General features: G+C 54.1%; 17 protein-coding genes. 2 read left to right on the top strand and 15 right to left on the bottom strand.

Annotated features, from left to right (window positions below; all coding sequences use genetic code 11):
* Positions 1-226: 226 nt before the first annotated feature.
* The 14 genes from V6D20_00010 to ftsH2 all read right to left on the bottom strand — a co-directional run bounded on the left by V6D20_00010 (position 227) and on the right by ftsH2 (position 13,531).
* Positions 227-1,432 carry a Coenzyme F420 hydrogenase/dehydrogenase, beta subunit C-terminal domain gene (locus V6D20_00010; protein HEY9814180.1) on the bottom strand — a complete coding sequence of 402 codons (1,206 nt, stop codon included), beginning with the start codon at positions 1,430-1,432 and terminating at the stop codon, positions 227-229.
* Between the two features lie 131 nt (positions 1,433-1,563).
* The gene (locus V6D20_00015; protein ID HEY9814181.1) at positions 1,564-2,925 is read right to left on the bottom strand and encodes a heterodisulfide reductase-related iron-sulfur binding cluster; all 1,362 of its coding nucleotides are present in this window, start codon (positions 2,923-2,925) and stop codon (positions 1,564-1,566) included.
* 32 nt (positions 2,926-2,957) lie between these two features.
* Positions 2,958-4,274 carry an FAD-binding oxidoreductase gene (locus V6D20_00020; protein ID HEY9814182.1) on the bottom strand — a complete coding sequence of 439 codons (1,317 nt, stop codon included), beginning with the start codon at positions 4,272-4,274 and terminating at the stop codon, positions 2,958-2,960.
* Positions 4,275-4,382: 108 nt separating this feature from the next.
* Complete coding sequence (locus V6D20_00025; GenBank protein HEY9814183.1) at positions 4,383-5,333, bottom strand: F0F1 ATP synthase subunit gamma; 951 nt, start codon at positions 5,331-5,333, stop codon at positions 4,383-4,385.
* Between the two features lie 89 nt (positions 5,334-5,422).
* On the bottom strand, positions 5,423-6,940 hold the full coding sequence (gene atpA / locus V6D20_00030) for a F0F1 ATP synthase subunit alpha (protein HEY9814184.1): 1,518 nt from the start codon (positions 6,938-6,940) through the stop codon (positions 5,423-5,425).
* Between the two features lie 85 nt (positions 6,941-7,025).
* Positions 7,026-7,583, bottom strand: a complete 558-nt coding sequence (gene atpH, locus V6D20_00035) for an ATP synthase F1 subunit delta (protein ID HEY9814185.1) — start codon at positions 7,581-7,583, stop codon at positions 7,026-7,028.
* Complete coding sequence (locus V6D20_00040; protein HEY9814186.1) at positions 7,580-8,101, bottom strand: F0F1 ATP synthase subunit B; 522 nt, start codon at positions 8,099-8,101, stop codon at positions 7,580-7,582. The genes atpH and V6D20_00040 overlap by 4 nt, the downstream gene beginning before the upstream one ends.
* Before the next feature lie 177 nt (positions 8,102-8,278).
* Entirely contained in the window at positions 8,279-8,764 is a 486-nt protein-coding gene (locus V6D20_00045; protein HEY9814187.1) for a F0F1 ATP synthase subunit B', read from the bottom strand.
* A gap of 136 nt (positions 8,765-8,900) precedes the next feature.
* Positions 8,901-9,146 (bottom strand): ATP synthase F0 subunit C, encoded by a 246-nt coding sequence (atpE, locus tag V6D20_00050; GenBank protein ID HEY9814188.1) that lies wholly within the window; start codon positions 9,144-9,146, stop codon positions 8,901-8,903.
* Positions 9,147-9,309: 163 nt separating this feature from the next.
* A complete protein-coding gene (gene atpB / locus V6D20_00055) occupies positions 9,310-10,095 on the bottom strand; it encodes a F0F1 ATP synthase subunit A (protein HEY9814189.1) in 786 nt (261 codons plus the stop codon).
* Between the two features lie 12 nt (positions 10,096-10,107).
* The gene (locus tag V6D20_00060) at positions 10,108-10,548 is read right to left on the bottom strand and encodes a hypothetical protein (GenBank protein HEY9814190.1); all 441 of its coding nucleotides are present in this window, start codon (positions 10,546-10,548) and stop codon (positions 10,108-10,110) included.
* A 389-nt stretch (positions 10,549-10,937) separates the two neighbouring features.
* A complete protein-coding gene (locus V6D20_00065) occupies positions 10,938-11,336 on the bottom strand; it encodes a Fur family transcriptional regulator (protein ID HEY9814191.1) in 399 nt (132 codons plus the stop codon).
* Positions 11,337-11,382: 46 nt separating this feature from the next.
* Entirely contained in the window at positions 11,383-11,523 is a 141-nt protein-coding gene (locus tag V6D20_00070) for a hypothetical protein (protein HEY9814192.1), read from the bottom strand.
* A 121-nt stretch (positions 11,524-11,644) separates the two neighbouring features.
* Positions 11,645-13,531 (bottom strand): ATP-dependent zinc metalloprotease FtsH2, encoded by a 1,887-nt coding sequence (ftsH2, locus tag V6D20_00075; protein ID HEY9814193.1) that lies wholly within the window; start codon positions 13,529-13,531, stop codon positions 11,645-11,647.
* A gap of 875 nt (positions 13,532-14,406) precedes the next feature.
* Between ftsH2 and V6D20_00080 the strand changes: the two genes are divergently transcribed.
* Positions 14,407-15,471, top strand: coding sequence for a ParM/StbA family protein (locus tag V6D20_00080; protein ID HEY9814194.1), 1,065 nt, complete (start codon positions 14,407-14,409; stop codon positions 15,469-15,471).
* Complete coding sequence (locus tag V6D20_00085) at positions 15,468-15,917, top strand: hypothetical protein (protein ID HEY9814195.1); 450 nt, start codon at positions 15,468-15,470, stop codon at positions 15,915-15,917. Before V6D20_00080 ends, V6D20_00085 begins: the two co-directional genes overlap by 4 nt.
* Here the strand turns inward: V6D20_00085 and V6D20_00090 are convergent.
* The coding region (locus V6D20_00090) for a glycosyltransferase (GenBank protein ID HEY9814196.1) at positions 15,914-16,456 on the bottom strand (543 nt) is incomplete at its 5' end. The two genes, V6D20_00085 and V6D20_00090, sit on opposite strands and share 4 nt — an antisense overlap.

Genomic DNA, 16,456 nt, shown 5'->3' on the forward strand with positions numbered 1-16,456 from the left:
AACCTCATCCATAAACCCGTATATTCACTCTATTTTCTTCCTATATGTTGAGAGATCAAAAAACTCTCGCCAAGGAAAAATAGATAGGAGCGATCGCCCCCTAACAGCGTCAGCAGATCGGAGATCACAAGAACACAGCATCCACAACAGGCCCATAGACAACATCTCAGAGCCTAAGCTGGCGGATCCAGCCTAACCCAACGGGACGGAGCCCTGTTAAACCGCATCAAGATGGCGGCAACTCGTACTGTTCAACAATGCGCTTGGCATAGTCCGGCACGTGGTCCTCCAGCTTTTCAGGATGCTGACGTTTGGTGTAGAGATAATTGCGGGTGAAGTGAGAATCGATGGAGAACCGAGCATATTCCAACCCCTTCGGGCCAATCCGCTCAATCACCACGCCCATGAGCTTCGCCGCCCACATGGGCAAGGTGACGCCCTTGTCATAGGCGGGGATACTTTGCTGTACCGCAGCGCGGCGATCGCCCTGGGACATCACTGGCTGGGTTTGCAACTGATCCTGCACCACATCTAGCAGTTCCTGACCACGCTCATTGCGCACCACAATCCACTGCCAGCCAAAGGGCGCACCCATATAGCCCACCACCAGATCAGCAAGGGAGTTCACATAATCAAAGCAGCTCATGCAGGAGGGAGCAAACACATCCTTAAGCTGATTAGTCTTGAGACCAAAGAAAGGCACCGTTTCTTCCGAGCCGTCCTCATGCTTAAAATGCACTCGAAAGTCTTGCATGAACTCGTAATGCACCACCGTGTCCGGCGAGCGGCTGGTGGTGTCTAAAAATTTCTGCAGGCCGGCGCGGGTCACGTTATCCACGCAGGGAGTTCCCAGGACATAGAGTTTTTCTAAGCCAAGTTGTTTCTCCACCGCCCGCAGAGCCTGAATCTGGCAACCCACGCCAATCACCAGCAGTCGCTTCATCCCCGATTGCTCGACCTGCTCTAGAATCGACAAGTTGGGCGACAGGGTCGGTTTATTCACCCGGGCCGCCAGAATATCCTCCGGCGTGCGGGCAATCACCGGCATGGGCTGAAAGCGATCCTCGGCTGTATTTTGCACACAGACCACCCCTTCCACCAGGCCACGATTGAGCATCTCGATGGCGATGGAACTGACGATGCCCGTCCATTGCGCCCCCTCGATCGGCTCAGTCTTCCGCGCCGCCATCATGTCTTGACGTACCCCAAAGTACCAATCATCCGGCTCGTCTAGATTGCGGCTGCGCCCGTGGGTTTGCTCCTCTAGCTCAGCAATTTGCTGGTTAATAAACGCACAGGCTTCTTTCACATAGTGAACATAGTAGGTGTCGCATAGGCCACATTCACTACAGAGTTCCTTGGCCGGACGGCGGCTCGTGGGCTTGAGGGCCCTAGCTTTTTGGTGGGGTTTTTGGGGAGATACCGAGGTCATACTAAAGCAGCTTTAAATTTAGGTATAGCAGTGTTGGCACTTTGATTACCATACCGCAAGGGTTTTCGCCCTTGGGCAGGGAAAGAGCAGGAACGCAACCTTTCTCAACATTTGGGGATGGCGAGCGATCGCTACAGAGGCAAGGAAATACCCCGAATCGCATAGTCCAGCAGACAAATGGGGTGGAAGAGCGGCATGGCTACACCCTGGTGTTCCAGATGTTTCTGGATTTGTAGAGAGCAACCAGGATTGGATGAGGCAATCAACTGCGCGCCGGTGTTGATCAAATTTTCCACCTTTTGCTGCCCCAGTTCTTCAGCAATCTCCGGCTGCAGCATGTTGTATACCCCGGCGCTGCCACAACAGAGGGCCGCGTCCACCGGCTCCCGCAACGTGACACCGGGAATACTCAGCAGCAGTTGGCGGGGCGGGGCGCTGATTTTTTGCCCATGCAGCAGGTGACAGGCATCTTGGTAGACGATGGTCAGCGGCTGAGGGCTGAGGGGCGATAGGGGCGCAGTCAGCCCAATATCCACCAAAAATTCCTGCACATCTTTCACCTTGTGGGAGAAGGCGATCGCCCTTTCACGATACTCAGGGTCATCCTTGAGCAAATGCCCATACTCCTTCAGGGTATGACCACAGCCCGCAGCGTTGATAATAATGGCATCGACGCCCGTATCCTCAAAGCTGTCGATCATCCGCCGGGCCAGATCCCGAGCCGCTTCTTCCTGGCCTTGGTGATGGGGCAGGGCCGCGCAACAGCCTTGCATCTTGGGCACCACCACCTCACAGCCGTTGGCGCTCAGCACCCGTGCTGTGGATTCATTCACATCACTGAAGAAGAGGCGCTGCACACAGCCCAGAATCATCCCAACCCGATAGCGGGTGTCGCCCTGGGCGGGAATCACCTCGGGAATCGTATCTTGAAACGATTGGGCGGTCACGGTTGGCAAGAGAGATTCCATGGCAGCCAAGCGCGGCGAGATCCGCTTCAGCAATCCCGTTGCTTTCACCAGCTTGCCCAATCCCAAGGCTTGGTACAGGTACAGCGGCGGCAGCAGCATCCGCAGGCGATCGGGGTGGGGGAAGAGCGTGAAAATTAACTGTCGGAAGAGGCGATCGCTGAGGGTGCGGGGCACATTGCGCTCCACTTGGGGCCGGGTGGCAGCAATCAGCTTATCGTATTGCACACCGGAGGGGCAGGCGGTGGTGCAGGCCAGGCAGCCCAGACAGGTATCAAAATGTTGGGAGGTGGCTGTGGCCAGGGGAGCATCCTGCTTATTAATCGCATCCATTAAATAGATGCGGCCGCGGGGCGAGTCGGTCTCTTTGCCAATCACCCGATAGCTGGGGCAGGTGGTCAGGCAAAAACCGCAATGCACACAGGCATCAATCAGGGATTGCTCGGGCGGATCCTGGGCATCGAAACCGGGGAAGCTGGTATCGAGCTTCAGGGCAGGGCGATCGGTGGAGGAGGGGGTGGCGGTCATGGCGAACACTCACGAGTTGGGCAGGGCGGCAGCTACAGGCCACCCACAAAGCGACCGGGGTTGAGTAAATGATGGGGGTCAAACTGAGCTTTGATGGCTTGCATCTGGGGTAGGGCATTACCGGCATAGCCCCAGCGATCGAGGACTGTCCAGCTTGGCGGTGCCGACAGCAGGGAGAGGAAGCCACCGTGGGCGGCGCAGTGCGATCGCACCTGGGTCATCTCCGTGGCGGTGATGCTATCTACCTCACCGCTCAACCAACCCAGACCACTACCGGCATGGATGAGACCTAGACTGGCTGGCCATAGCTGAGCGATCGCATCCAAGCTAGCCACCGCCTGAGCCGGTAATACTCCTATTTTGCAGGCGATCGCCGATGCAGCGGCGGCGGCGTCCCATTTTTCTTGTAATCGTTGCCATAGACTGGCATCATCCTGCCCCTGAAGGCGATCGCTGTTTAAACCCGCCGCTTGGGCTAAGGCCGTCACCTGGGCCATCTGTTGGGCAACACTCACAGGAATACTCTGGAAGCGGGCCACTAATCCCGTCCCCTGGCCCAAGCCTAGGGCACTGACGTAGGAACGAGATAGGACATCCAAAGCTACGGGGCTCAGAGAGGTTTGACGGATCTGATGCAACACCGTGGCGATCGCCGCCGATTTCCCTAGCAGCACCACCGTTTCTGAGGTCTCTGGCAAGGGATAGAGACGAAAGGTCATCTGGGTGAGGATGCCTAGGGTACCGTAGGCACCGGTCATCAGTTTCATCAGGTCGTAGCCAGCTACGTTTTTCACCACCCGTCCCCCGGCCTTGGCTACCTGACCATCCGCCCGCACGAAGGATAGACCGATGAGCATATCCCGTAAGGCGCCGTAGCGCTGGCGCAGAGATCCGGTATCCGCTGTGGCCACAATGCCGCCGAGGGTCGCCGATGCGCTGTAGTGGGGATCGATCGCTAAAAACTGCCGCGATTGAGCCAACTGCTGCTGTAAATCGCCAAGCTTGACGCCGGACTGGGCCGTCACGGTTAAATCTCCCGCCGCATGGTCAATCACTTGGTCAAGCTGAGCCGTACTGATGGCGATCGCCTCCTTGGGCAGCGGCGGCCCCCAGTGGAGCTTCGTACCCTGCCCCATGGGCAGCATCGCCCAGCGGTGGTGATGGGCATAGGCCACGAGATCACACAGGGACTCAAGGGTAGGCGGGTAGGCGATCGCCACTAGATTAGGAGCAGCGATCTGAAGTTGAGCCTGCAGAGCCGGGTCGAGGGACTCCCTCGCCACCACATGGTCTGCTCCAATCTGCTGCGCTACTTGAAGGGCGATCGCACTCATGATCCAGCTATCCAAAGGGTTTCTTTGATCCTACGACGATAGGGCACTACGACAAACGCAGAACCCCAAAGGATTCTGCGCTGTGATTGCCCCTTCAGTTATCTACCGAGGAAGCAGCGATCGCTAGTTGAGGACTTCTGCGCCCGCCACCACTTCCAGAATTTCCTGGGTAATAGCCGCCTGACGAGCCTTGTTGTAGGACAAGGACAAGGAGGTAATCAACTGCTTAGCGTTGTCGCTGGCGTTGTTCATCGCCGTCATCCGGGCAGCTAGCTCACTGGCCGCCGACTCTTGCAGAGCACGCAGGAGCTGGTTGTTCAGATAGAGGGGCAGGAGTGCATCCAGAATTTGCACCGGATCCTGCTCAAAAATCATATCTTGGGGCAGGGGTGTCTGGGGAGCTGCCTCCACTTTTTCCCGCTCGACTTGGAACACACCACCACGAGTCGTCAACCGGAAGATCTCATCATCTGCTGCTTCCAAGCCCTGAGGATCGAGGGGCAGCAGGGTTTGAGTCACCGGACGAGAGCTAATCAACGACACAAATTTGGTGTAGATCAACTCCACTCGATCCACTGAATCGGAGAGGAATAGAGAGAGTAGTTCATCCGCGATCGCCGAAGCTTCCGATGCCGTGGGCACCTGCTCTAGATTGGTGAACGACTTGCTAATCGGCTGTTCCCGGCGGGTAAAATACTGATTTGCTTTGCGCCCAACGATTACCAGCTTATAGTCCAGCCCTTCAGCCTTGAGTTCCTTGATGCGCAGCTCAGCCCGCTTAATCACATTGGCATTGTAGCCACCGCACAGACCGCGATCGCCCGACACCACCAACAGACCCACGGTTTTCACATCCCGCTTTTTCAGGAGCGGCAAATCCGCTTCCTCAAACTGCAGGCGAGACTGTAGACCGTACAGCACCTGCGCCAAGCGATCGGCAAAAGGACGGGTTGCCGTCACCTGCTCTTGGGCACGCCGCACCTTGGCTGCTGCGACGAGCCGCATCGCTTCCGTAATTTTCTTGGTATTTTTGACCGACTTAATTCGATCCCGAATCGCTTTGAGATTTGGCATAGCTAAAACCCGAAGATTGGAGGAGACAAAACCATATCAACAAGGAGGGGCAGATCAGTGTGATCCTCAGCCCCTCCCGTTCGACTCTGTTACGCCATCGCCATGAAGGTTTGCTTGTATTCAGCGATCGCCTCTTTCAGGATGGTTTCTGCCTCGTCGGTCAGCTTTTTCTCAGCCCGAACAATCTCACTAAACTTAGGCTTGCTGTTGGACAAATAGTCCCGGAAACCCTTCACAAAGCTGGTTACCTTATCCAGATCTAGGTCATCCATGTAGCCGTTAATGCCAGCATAGATCACAGCCACTTGGTCAGCCACCGGTAGGGGCGAGTATTGAGGCTGCTTCAGCAGTTCGCGCAAACGCTGTCCCCGAGCCAACTGCTGTTGGGTGGCTTTATCCAAGTCTGATGCAAACTGGGAGAAAGCTTCTAGTTCAGCAAACTGAGCTAGCTCTAGCTTCACCTTACCAGCCACCTGCTTCATCGCTTTGATCTGAGCCGCCGAACCTACCCGAGATACGGAGATACCCGCGTTGATCGCAGGGCGTAGACCAGAGTTGAACAGGTCAGAGGAGAGAAAGATCTGACCATCGGTGATGGAAATCACGTTGGTCGGAATGTAGGCGGAGACGTCACCCGCTTGGGTTTCGATGATCGGCAAAGCGGTCATGCTGCCTTCACCTAGCTCAGGGCTCAACTTCGCAGCCCGCTCTAGCAAGCGAGAGTGGAGGTAAAACACATCGCCAGGGTAGGCTTCCCGCCCGGGTGGACGGCGCAGCAGCAAGGACATCTGGCGGTAGGCTTGGGCTTGTTTGGATAAGTCATCGTAGACCACCAAGGTCGCCTTGCCTTTATACATGAAGTATTCCGCCAAGGTCGCACCGGTGTAGGGTGCTAGGTATTGCAAGGTTGCCGGAGCGTTGGCGTTAGCAGCTACCACAATGGTGTAGTCCAAAGCACCGCGCTGGCGCAGCACTTCTACCACCTGCGCCACGGTAGATGCCTTTTGACCAATGGCAACATACACACAGATCACATCTTCACCCTTTTGGTTGAGGATGGTATCTACCGCAACAGAGGTTTTACCGGTTTGGCGATCGCCAATAATCAACTCCCGCTGGCCTCGGCCGATGGGCACCATGGAGTCAATCGCCGTAATTCCGGTTTGCATCGGCTCATACACCGACTTCCGATCAATAATCCCAGGAGCCATGGATTCGATTAGGCGAGTTTCAGTAGTGCTGATGTCGCCTTTGCCGTCAATAGGGCGCGCTAGGGCATCTACCACGCGACCAACCATGGCCTCACCCACCGGCACTTCCGCAATCCGACCAGTGGAGGTCACGGTGCTGCCCTCTTGGATGGAACGACCATTGCCCATCAACACAGCACCGACGTTGTCTTCTTCTAGGTTCAGCGCGATACCCACCGTGCCATCTTCAAACTCTAGAAGTTCACCAGCCATGGTTCCTTCCAAACCATAGATGCGGGCAATGCCATCACCCACCTGAAGAACGGTACCAACGTTAGAGACCTTAACGTCTTGGTCGTATTGCTCAATCTGCTGACGAATAATGTTGCTAATTTCGTCGGGTCTGATACTTACCATAGGGATTTTCTCTCAACGAACGGTGTCTAATTGGGTTTAGTACTGACAAAATCACTCACCCGCAGCCAGATGAATGCATCGAGGGCTAGCTGATGACGCTGAGTTTAAGGCCGATGCGTCGCAACTGTCCGCTAAGGCTCGCATCAATTACTTGAGAGCCAACTCGGATGACAACGCCACCGATCAAGTCTGGATTCTGCGATAGTTCAAGCTCAACCTGCTGCGCACCCGTGAGGCTTAAAACCTGCGCACGAACAGCATCCTGTTGAGACTCTGACAGCGGTACAGCCGAAGTAACCTCTGCAAGGACTGTCTTTTTCAACTCTCGAACTAGGGATTGATATTTTCTGCAAATCCCTTCAATGAACGAGATGCGGCGGCGATCCACCAGCAACAGCAAGAAGTTCATCATGTAGGGATGGACTTGATCGGTCAGAGCCTGACGGAGAACTGCCTTTTTTTGATCGATGCCAATAATGGGGCTCGACAAAAATTGCGCTAGGTCAGGAGACTCTTTCAAGACCTCCAATAACCCTGCAGCATCGCCACTTAACTGATCAACTAAGTCATTACCTTGAGCCAATGACATTAAGGCCTGAGCATAGGGCTCCAGAATCTCAGCTGTGACTAAACTATCGTTCATGACTTGCCTCCCAACATAGCGATGCTACGGTCTACAAGCTGTTGCTGCTTGGCATCATCCATCTGATTGCGCAGTTGAGATTCCGCTTGCTGCATCGCCATCGCTACGACTTGATTACGAACCTCTCGCATGATGCGTTCTTGCTGAGAGGTTAAGTCTTGAGCTGCAGCTTCTCGCAGACGAGCAACATCCCGCTCTGCCTCCGCCAAAATCGACTCACGAGCAGCCTGAGCAGAGGTCTCCGCAGCACTAAGAATCTTGGCTGCTTCAGCTTTCGCTTGAGCCAGCTTTTGTTGCTGTTCCGCTAAAGCCGACGCGGCTGATTTCTTACGTTCCTCAGCCTCACGAATCTCAGATTCAATGCGCGATCGCCGCTCTGACAGGGTCTTACCCAAGAAGCCCCGCCCAAAATAGATCAAAACCCCAATGATAATGATCAGATTAATTAGATTTGTGTCTAAAAGATCAAGATTGATGCCAAACCCGGCTTCTTCAATCTCTGGCGCTTTCAGAACCACTATTCCAGTTCGCTCAGCTAGCCAATACAAAGTTCCCATGATCCCTAAATCGTCGTTGATCTACTCAACCCAGCCTTAACCCTGCACACTCCTGGCAACCTAGGACTCGATAGACTGCCTCAGCCATGATCTACCAGTGCGGCTCCCCTCAAATATGCACGGCCTATCGAATTGCCGTTAAGCCTTTGCTCCTAGGAGCTTATCCAAAATTTGTTGACTCAATGCACCCACTTGAGACTCCAGCGACGCTAACGCCTCTGTCTTTTGCTGATCCAGCTCACGCTGAACCTGTTCACGCTGAGCCTGAGCTTCTTGCTGAGCCTGGGCAACCCGTTCTGCAGCAATTTTTTGAGCAGCAGTTTGAGCCTCAGCAATCACGGTTTGAGACTGACGACGAGTAGACGCCAAGTCGCTCTCGTATTGCTGGGTTAAGCGCTTGGTTTGCTCCAACCGCTCCTTCGCTTCGGCTTGAGTGGTGCGAATATAGTTATCTCGATCGTCGATGCTCTTGCCCAGGGGTTTGTAAAACACCGCGTTCAAGATCACCATCAGCAGTAAAAACTGAATGGCCATCAAGGGCAGTGTGGCATCTAAGTCAAAAAGTCCACCCCCTCCCTCTGAAGCAGCGGCTTCAGCGGCAAGTAGAACTGTCCAGTGAATCATAATCCTCTCACCCCATCATACATTGGGGAAAACGACAGCACACAGTCAACCTGTGCAATCTAACAACACAAGCTTGAGCCGGAGTTGCCATCGGGTAGGACTTAACCAACGACCTACCCAATGACCATTAGATGACTTAGGCGAAAGGATTGGCGAATAAAAGAACGAGGGCAACCACCAAGCCGTAGATGGTCAGTGCTTCCATAAATGCCAAGCTGAGCAGAAGAGTACCACGAATCTTACCTTCTGCTTCTGGCTGACGAGCAATACCTTCTACAGCCTGACCAGCTGCGTTACCTTGACCAATACCAGGGCCGATCGCGGCTAGACCCACAGCAAGGGCAGCAGCAATAACAGAAGCGGCGGCAACAATTGGATTCATGATTATGTTTCCCTAACTTAAGAGTACAAACAAACAACGATCAAACAGTACATCAGCGATGAAGCGGCACAGCAGAGCTGCACTCAACTCACATCGAAACCTGCTGCTGAGGTCAGGCCCCAGACAACCAGCCTACGTAACCAACTGAGCGGGCAAGGGGCCCTTACTCATGCTCTTCCCCGTGTTCCTCCATGGCTTCCCCGATGTAGGCGGCGGCCAACGTAGCGAAGATCAACGCCTGAATTGCACTGGTGAACAACCCAAGCGCCATCACTGGCAGCGGCACAAACAACGGCACCAGAAGAACTAGCACCCCAACCACGAGCTCATCCGCCAAGATGTTGCCAAATAGACGGAAGCTCAGGGAAAGGGGCTTGGTGAAATCTTCAATAATTTTGAACGGCAACATAAATGCTACCGGCTGCACATAGTTACCAAAGTAGCCCAGTCCTTTCTTGCTAAAGCCTGCATAGAAATAGGCTAAAGAGGTGAGGAGCGCTAGGGCAACGGTGGTATTAATGTCACTGGTGGGGGCGGCCAACTCTCCTTCAGGCAGAGCAACTAGCTTCCAAGGAATCAGGGCTCCTCCCCAGTTGGAGACAAAGATGAACAAAAACAAGGTGCCAATGAACGGTACCCATGGGCGATAGTCTTTTTCGCCGATTTGCCCCTTTGCCAAGTCTCGAATGAATTCGAGGGCGTATTCCATCAAGTTTTGGACACCCGACGGCACCATCTGAACGTTACGAGTGGCTAAGACTGAAATGGTAACGAGGGCTGCAATCACAAACCAAGAGGTGAGGAATACTTGCCCATGAAGCTTGAGGCTGCCAATTTGCCAGTACAAATGATGGCCGACTTCCAGTTCTGCCAGGGGGAAGTGTTGAATTGTAATCAAATCATTCAGCATGTCCATTCGTTGAAGTTCCCCAAAGAGTCTGTCAGACACGACGTGTCGAGGTTAATCGAGGCTAGGTGCGAAGCTAGTCCAGAGGACGTAGGTAATCAATGCCACTTTATAGGTTAGGAATCCTAAAAAAATAGGCATGATTTGCAGTTGGTTCCACTGAGACGCCACTAGGATGAGGGCTATGAGCAGGGCTAACCGAGCACTACCTAGCTTTTGCCGTTGCCGACCGAGTTGCTCGACGTTTTTGGCCAACATCCTCAAATAAACTACACCCACGCAGGCACCCAGTAAATAGTTCAGTGCGATCGCCACGGTGTAGAACACCCAAACACTCACAAAAATTACGCCTGCCATCACAAGGGTGGTAATGAGCAAATTTTGTTGAAGTTGGTAAAACTCCGCCATGGAGGAGTTTGGCTCAGGTGTCAGTTGCGCGGGGGCGGCCACTGCCTGCGAAGCATTTTGTTCTGGTAATCCGTCTGGCGAGTTCACAGAGCTTAGCCACTAGAAAACTGAGCGGTTCGCAGTCTTGCAAACCACAGGTGATCATATCACGCAGAGGTAACACACCCGACGATTTTTTGTGGGTTATGCCCCAAAAAAATTGACTGAAGATTTCTAACAAAATGCCTCAGAAACAGATGAAGAGACTGGCTGGAAAGCACCGCAGCAGGGAGGCGATCGCCCTCTTCAGCCCCAGAAGTCATGGGTGCATTCCACTTTTGTCGCCCTCACCCTAAATCTCTCTCCCAGAGCGGGAGAGAGACTTTGAATCCTGCTCCCCTACTCCTTTTTTGGGGGGCAGGGGTTGGAGGACGTAGAGCTTGCGCTTTCCGAAGGGGGGCTAGCTTGCACAACTGGGATGCACCCGAGTCATCCCCTTAGCCCATGGATGCCTGAGCTGTCTGACAGGTCGTACAGAGCCCGAAAAATTCTAGGGTATGGTAGTAGATTTTGAACTGATAGGCATCGTGCAGGCGTTCCTGAAGCTCATGCACAGGACATTCATCAATGGCAATCGACAAGCCGCACTGCAAACAGGTCAAGTGGTGGCGATCTTCTTGAATCAGGCTGTACAAAGCTTCCCCACTAGACACCGTCCGCATTTGCACCACACCCTCTAGCTTAAGAGCATCTAGGGCTCGGTACACCGTTGCTAGTCCCATCCCCTGGCTGCGATCGCGGAGTTCGACAAATAAATCCTGTGCCGAGGTACCCCGCCCCAAGGCTCGCAGCACAGACAATACTTTCTCTTGGTTGCGGGTACGTTTTGGCGACATGACAGATCAGGCTTGGATAAGCGGAATGATGTTCTTCTAGCCTAGATCAAACTGAGACGGTTGTCGGATTTTTGAGTATGGCCGTAGCCGTCGTTGCAGGATGGGCAGTGCCAGCTATGGAGGGAATCTGAGGGAGCGATCGCCCCTTGAACTGTCCATGAAACACCCCATGAAAAATCCGCCGCATCCCGAAAGGACAACGGCGGATTGCAGAGCACTAGTATCCTACAAATACAGGCAGGCTAGCTTGCGGTGAGCGAACTCAATGCTGAACACCAAGCAGCCAATATGCTCCTCTCAAGCAGTTCTTAGAGCTGGGGAACGTACTGCTCTTTCTCGGGAACTTCGGCATATTCCGAGACAATTTGCCGGAACTCGTCGCCATCGATGGTTTCTTTCTCGATCAGCAAATCTACCAAGCGATCGATCACCAAGCGATTTTCGCGGATGATCCGACAGGCTTCTTCATAGCAATGCTCTACGATCGCCCGTACTTGAGCATCAATGCGCGAGGCAATTTCTTCCGAATATTCCGATCGCGTCATCAGATCTCGACCTAGAAAGACCTCTCCCTGCTGAGTTTCCAAGGACATCGGTCCCAAGTCAGACATACCGAAGCGGGTCACCATTTGTCGAGCCATACCGGTGACCTGCTGCAGATCATTTCCGGCACCAGTGGTCACTTCTGCATCCCCAAAGATCACTTGTTCGGCCGCGCGTCCACCCAAAGCACCGGTGATCCGAGCCCGTAGCTGGGCACGGGAAATCAACCCCTGCTCTTCATTGGGCGTGAACCAGGTTAAACCCTGGGCTTGTCCACGAGGAATCAAGGTCACCTTTTGCACAGGATCGTGGGCTTTGATCAGGGTACCGACGATGGCATGACCGAGCTCGTGGTAAGCAATCAAGCGCTTGCTCTTGCTATCCACCAATGGCGTGCCTTCCATACCGGCCACCACCCGATCCACCGCATCGTCAATTTCTCGCATGGTGATCGCATCTTTGCGACGACGGGCGGTCAAAATCGCCGCTTCATTCAGCAGGTTGGCCAAATCAGCGCCGGTAAACCCAGGCGTCCGACGGGCGATCGCTTCCAACGACACTTCCTGAGCCAGCTTCTTGTTGCGGGCATGAACTTCCAGCACTTCCAAGCGACCCTTCACATCGGGGGCATCCACCGTCACCTGACGGTCAAACCGACCGGGGCGCAGCAGAGCCGAATCCAACACATCAGGACGGTTCGTCGCCGCAATGATGATGATGCCGGTGTTGCCTTCAAAACCATCCATCTCGGTAAGCAACTGGTTGAGGGTTTGCTCCCGCTCATCGTTACCGCCGCCAATGCCAGCGCCCCGCTGCCGACCTACAGCGTCAATTTCATCAATAAAGATGATACAAGGCGCATTTTCCTTAGCTTTCTTGAAGAGGTCACGCACCCGAGAGGCACCTACCCCAACAAACATTTCTACAAATTCTGACCCGGAGATGCTGAAGAACGGTACGCCCGCCTCACCAGCGATCGCTTTAGCCAAAAGAGTTTTCCCGGTTCCAGGAGGGCCCACAAGCAGCACACCCTTAGGAATGCGAGCTCCCACAGCGGTAAAACGTTCGGGCTTCTTCAAGAAAGTCACCACTTCCTGCAGTTCTTCCTTGGCTTCTTCAATACCCGCCACGTCATCAAACATGACACCGGTCTTAGCTTCCATCTGGAAACGAGCACGGGACTTACCAAAGTTCATGGCTTGTCCGGGGCCACCGGGGGCATTGCTAGAACGGCGGAACAAAAAGAAGAGTCCACCAATCAAAAGAACAGGAAAGACCAAGTTCCCCAACAGACCCCAGATTGCGCCATCGTTACGAGGCGGATGGGAGTCGAAGTTGACATTTCTGGCGCGCAGTTTAGAGACAATTTCCGGGGTGTTGCCAGGTAGGTCAACCCGAAGCCGCTGCATCCGATTGTCTAACTCAGGATCGGTAGCTTCTACGATCGCCGTCCGTCCACCTTCATACAGATCGACACTGGTAACCCGTCCAGAATCCAAATATTCCAAAAAGCGCCCGTAGGTCATCCGGGTGTTGGCTGCATTCCGTCCCCCCATATCCACCTGCGACGAAAAGGCACCTTGCCAAAAGATGACCCCAATCACCAGGGCAGGTATCGTCCACAGAAGAATAACTCTCCAGGAAAGTTTCATAATCTAAATAGCCTCTAACTTTAATGAGTATGCGTTTTGCAATCAGATTCAATGGGTGATTTTGATCTGTACGTCAACAGTTGCTATAAGGTTGCTTCAACGAATGCCTCTGCATCAACACCACCGGAGACAAAAGCAAGCCGCCCACCGATCGACAACCGCATCCCCACTGGATGAAGCAGGAACAACCGGTTAACCCTTGCGCTTGGGTTGGCTCCATATTTCCCTGCACCTGCATTTAGCCTGGCTGACGAGCGAGGTTTGACAGAACGCTCGGATGGAACGTTCAAACATCACATCATGGGGGTATGGAGTTACCAGCTTAACAAGGTTGATGAGAAGCGGTCTTAACTAAATTTAACGTAATGCGGAGAAGTGGGGCAACTCAAGCTGAGAAGATTTGCCTTGAGCAGCCGACTCTAGTCCTGGAAATTCTAGGCAAGACCTTTACCAAACAAGGGTTTTGGGCAATCTAAACCAGATCTTCTAGCCGATCGCGATCGCTCCCCAAACAGCCTACTTTTTCTCAGAAATCCCAGGAGGTTCGCAGCCTTGACCTTAGCGATCGCCTTAGTGCAGTACAATAGTACCAAAAGACAGGACAAAAAAAGGTGGATTCAGCGATCGCCCTGCCCATGAATGAAATTGTTTCATCATTTCCACCGTTGTATGTATTAATCTGACAGTGTCAGACGTTGACCATTCCGGTGTGGTAACAGTGCCGGTATGGTAGCAAACAAGACTGACGCACCGCCCTCGAACATTCAATGATGTCAGGGGCGATCGCCGACAGCGAGCTCATCGATTTTGTCGGCCTTAGTCCAGGTTTGAGTACATATCTAGTTCTCGCGTATTTGAAGAGGTTGTAGATCTCAATGACTGGCAAACCCTCCACGGTTCCAAGTACGGTACTCAGTGTTGATCTCGGACGGACGTCCACCAAAGCCTGCATCAGCCGCAATGCCGATGATGTCGTCCTCATTCAAGCCAACGTCGCCCATCTCACGGTGGAACAAGTTCGCCGGGGGCAGTTTGAAGGGCAACCCACCGATCCCTTGCTGGATATCTGGCTAGAGTTTCAAGGACGCGGCTATGCCAGCGGTCAACTGGCCGCCGACTTTGGGGCAGACCTTGGTATCGGTCAATCCAAAATTGATGATGCTTTGATCAAGGTGCTGGCCTGCGCTGGATATTTTGGTCTGGAAGGCGAATTGGGCGTGGTGCTGGGCTTACCCTACTATTCCCAAGAACAGTTTGATCGCGAGAAAGAGCACATTCTCAGCCTAGTGCGATCGCCCCATGTGATGGTGTATCGCGGCCAAGAGGTGCGGCTCGACATTACCCATGTGTGGGTGATGCCTGAGGGGTATGGCAGCTTGATCTGGAGCGAAGCCCAAGATAAACGCGCCGCCAGCCCAGACTTTCCCAACCTTTCCGTTGCGGTGGTGGATATTGGCCACCAAACCACCGACTTTCTCATGGTGGATCGCTTCCGGTTTGCCCGAGGCAGTTCGGAAAGTGTGGGCTTTGCCATGAGCCAGTTTTATGACCAAGTCGCTGCCCAAATCCAGGGAGCCGATAGTCAATCCCTATCGCTGATTGAAGCGGTGAACCATCCAGAGGGCGATCGCTTCTATCGTCCCAAAGGGGTCACCAAACCCACCAATCTCGACGACATTTTGCCCAGCCTCAAAAAGAGCTTTGCGCGGGAACTATCTGATCGCTTGGTCACTTGGCTGCCAGAACGGGTGACCGACGTGATTATTAGCGGCGGTGGCGGCGAGTTTTTCTGGAGCGACCTGCGGCCGCTGTTGAAGGACGCCAAACTCAAGGGGCATTTAGCCAAACCCTCCCGCACCGCCAACGCTCTCGGACAATATATCTACGGCGAACTGCAGATCATGGCCCTGTCCAAGCAGTTGGTAACTGGTCGTTCATGACAGCCCCTGACTACCAGGTCACCTTCAAGCGCAGCAAGGCAGATCAAGCCCTGCTGAAGGCGGTTAAGCAAGTCTTAGCCGACGACCCCAATCTGTCCTTTAGTGACCTTTGTAAGCAAGGGCTAGAGCGCTGGTTGGTGGCTAGTGAAACGTCGGCGGCGGTGCTGGTGCTAATGGAGCTGCAGCAGCAGGTGATCACGCTACAGCAGCAGATTGCCTCGGTGGAGCAACAGGTGTTGCAGGATGATACCGGGGCGATCGCTCGTTTGGATAGTCGCTTGGATGAACTGGCTGCCCGACTAGAACAGATGGAGCCGGGAGTGACCACCGGAGAGGTACCGATCAGCGACGAAGCGATCGCCATTCCCGATGACGAGATCCCGGAGCCGGAGCCCGAACCCGATCCCCTACTCAGCCGTTTGGGCGGATTACTCGAAGAGTTTTAATCCAGCAGAGACTGGTATACCTGAGCCAGTTGCTGGGCGCGGTGTTGCCAGGTGTAGTGGGTTTGCACAAACTCACGCGCCCGATCGCCGAGGGCTTGGGCCGCGGCTCGATCGTTGAGAAGATGGTGCAGGGCACTGGTTAAGGCCGGTTGCTCGGGCTCCACCGTCACCACCGCTTGGGCGATCGCTGCTTCGGGAAAATTGCAGCCGGTGGTAATCACACAGGGCAGGCCTGCCGCCATAGCTTCCAAGATCGCCAAACTAAAGCCCTCCGAGTAGGACGGATAGACAAAGAGATCCGCTGCCCGGAGGGCTGACCATTTGCGATCGCCGGCAAGCATCCCGGTAAAGGTGATAGCCGTTCCGCAGCCCAGGGTGCGGGCTTGGCGCTGCAGTGCATCACGGTAGCCAAGGGCATCAGGGCCAGCCAAAATCAGGTGCGTCTGGGGGCGATCGCGATACAGGGCTGCGAAGGCCGTGATCAGCTGATCCAGTCCTTTTTTTGGATCAATTCGCCCTAGATAGAGAATTCGGGTGCG

Source organism: Candidatus Obscuribacterales bacterium (assembly GCA_036703605.1).
Lineage (GTDB): Bacteria > Cyanobacteriota > Cyanobacteriia > RECH01 > RECH01 > RECH01.

Bases quoted from the DNA above. Each gene is read 5' to 3' on its own strand.
- V6D20_00010 (HEY9814180.1), bottom strand. From the start codon at position 1,432: ATGACCTCGGTATCTCCCCAAAAACCCCACCAAAAAGCTAGGGCCCTC.
- V6D20_00015 (HEY9814181.1), bottom strand. From the start codon at position 2,925: ATGACCGCCACCCCCTCCTCCACCGATCGCCCTGCCCTGAAGCTCGAT.
- V6D20_00025 (HEY9814183.1), bottom strand. From the start codon at position 5,333: ATGCCAAATCTCAAAGCGATTCGGGATCGAATTAAGTCGGTCAAAAAT.
- atpA (HEY9814184.1), bottom strand. From the start codon at position 6,940: ATGGTAAGTATCAGACCCGACGAAATTAGCAACATTATTCGTCAGCAG.
- atpH (HEY9814185.1), bottom strand. From the start codon at position 7,583: ATGAACGATAGTTTAGTCACAGCTGAGATTCTGGAGCCCTATGCTCAG.
- V6D20_00045 (HEY9814187.1), bottom strand. From the start codon at position 8,764: ATGATTCACTGGACAGTTCTACTTGCCGCTGAAGCCGCTGCTTCAGAG.
- atpE (HEY9814188.1), bottom strand. From the start codon at position 9,146: ATGAATCCAATTGTTGCCGCCGCTTCTGTTATTGCTGCTGCCCTTGCT.
- V6D20_00065 (HEY9814191.1), bottom strand. From the start codon at position 11,336: ATGTCGCCAAAACGTACCCGCAACCAAGAGAAAGTATTGTCTGTGCTG.
- V6D20_00070 (HEY9814192.1), bottom strand. From the start codon at position 11,523: ATGCGGCGGATTTTTCATGGGGTGTTTCATGGACAGTTCAAGGGGCGA.
- ftsH2 (HEY9814193.1), bottom strand. From the start codon at position 13,531: ATGAAACTTTCCTGGAGAGTTATTCTTCTGTGGACGATACCTGCCCTG.
- V6D20_00080 (HEY9814194.1), top strand. From the start codon at position 14,407: ATGACTGGCAAACCCTCCACGGTTCCAAGTACGGTACTCAGTGTTGAT.
- V6D20_00085 (HEY9814195.1), top strand. From the start codon at position 15,468: ATGACAGCCCCTGACTACCAGGTCACCTTCAAGCGCAGCAAGGCAGAT.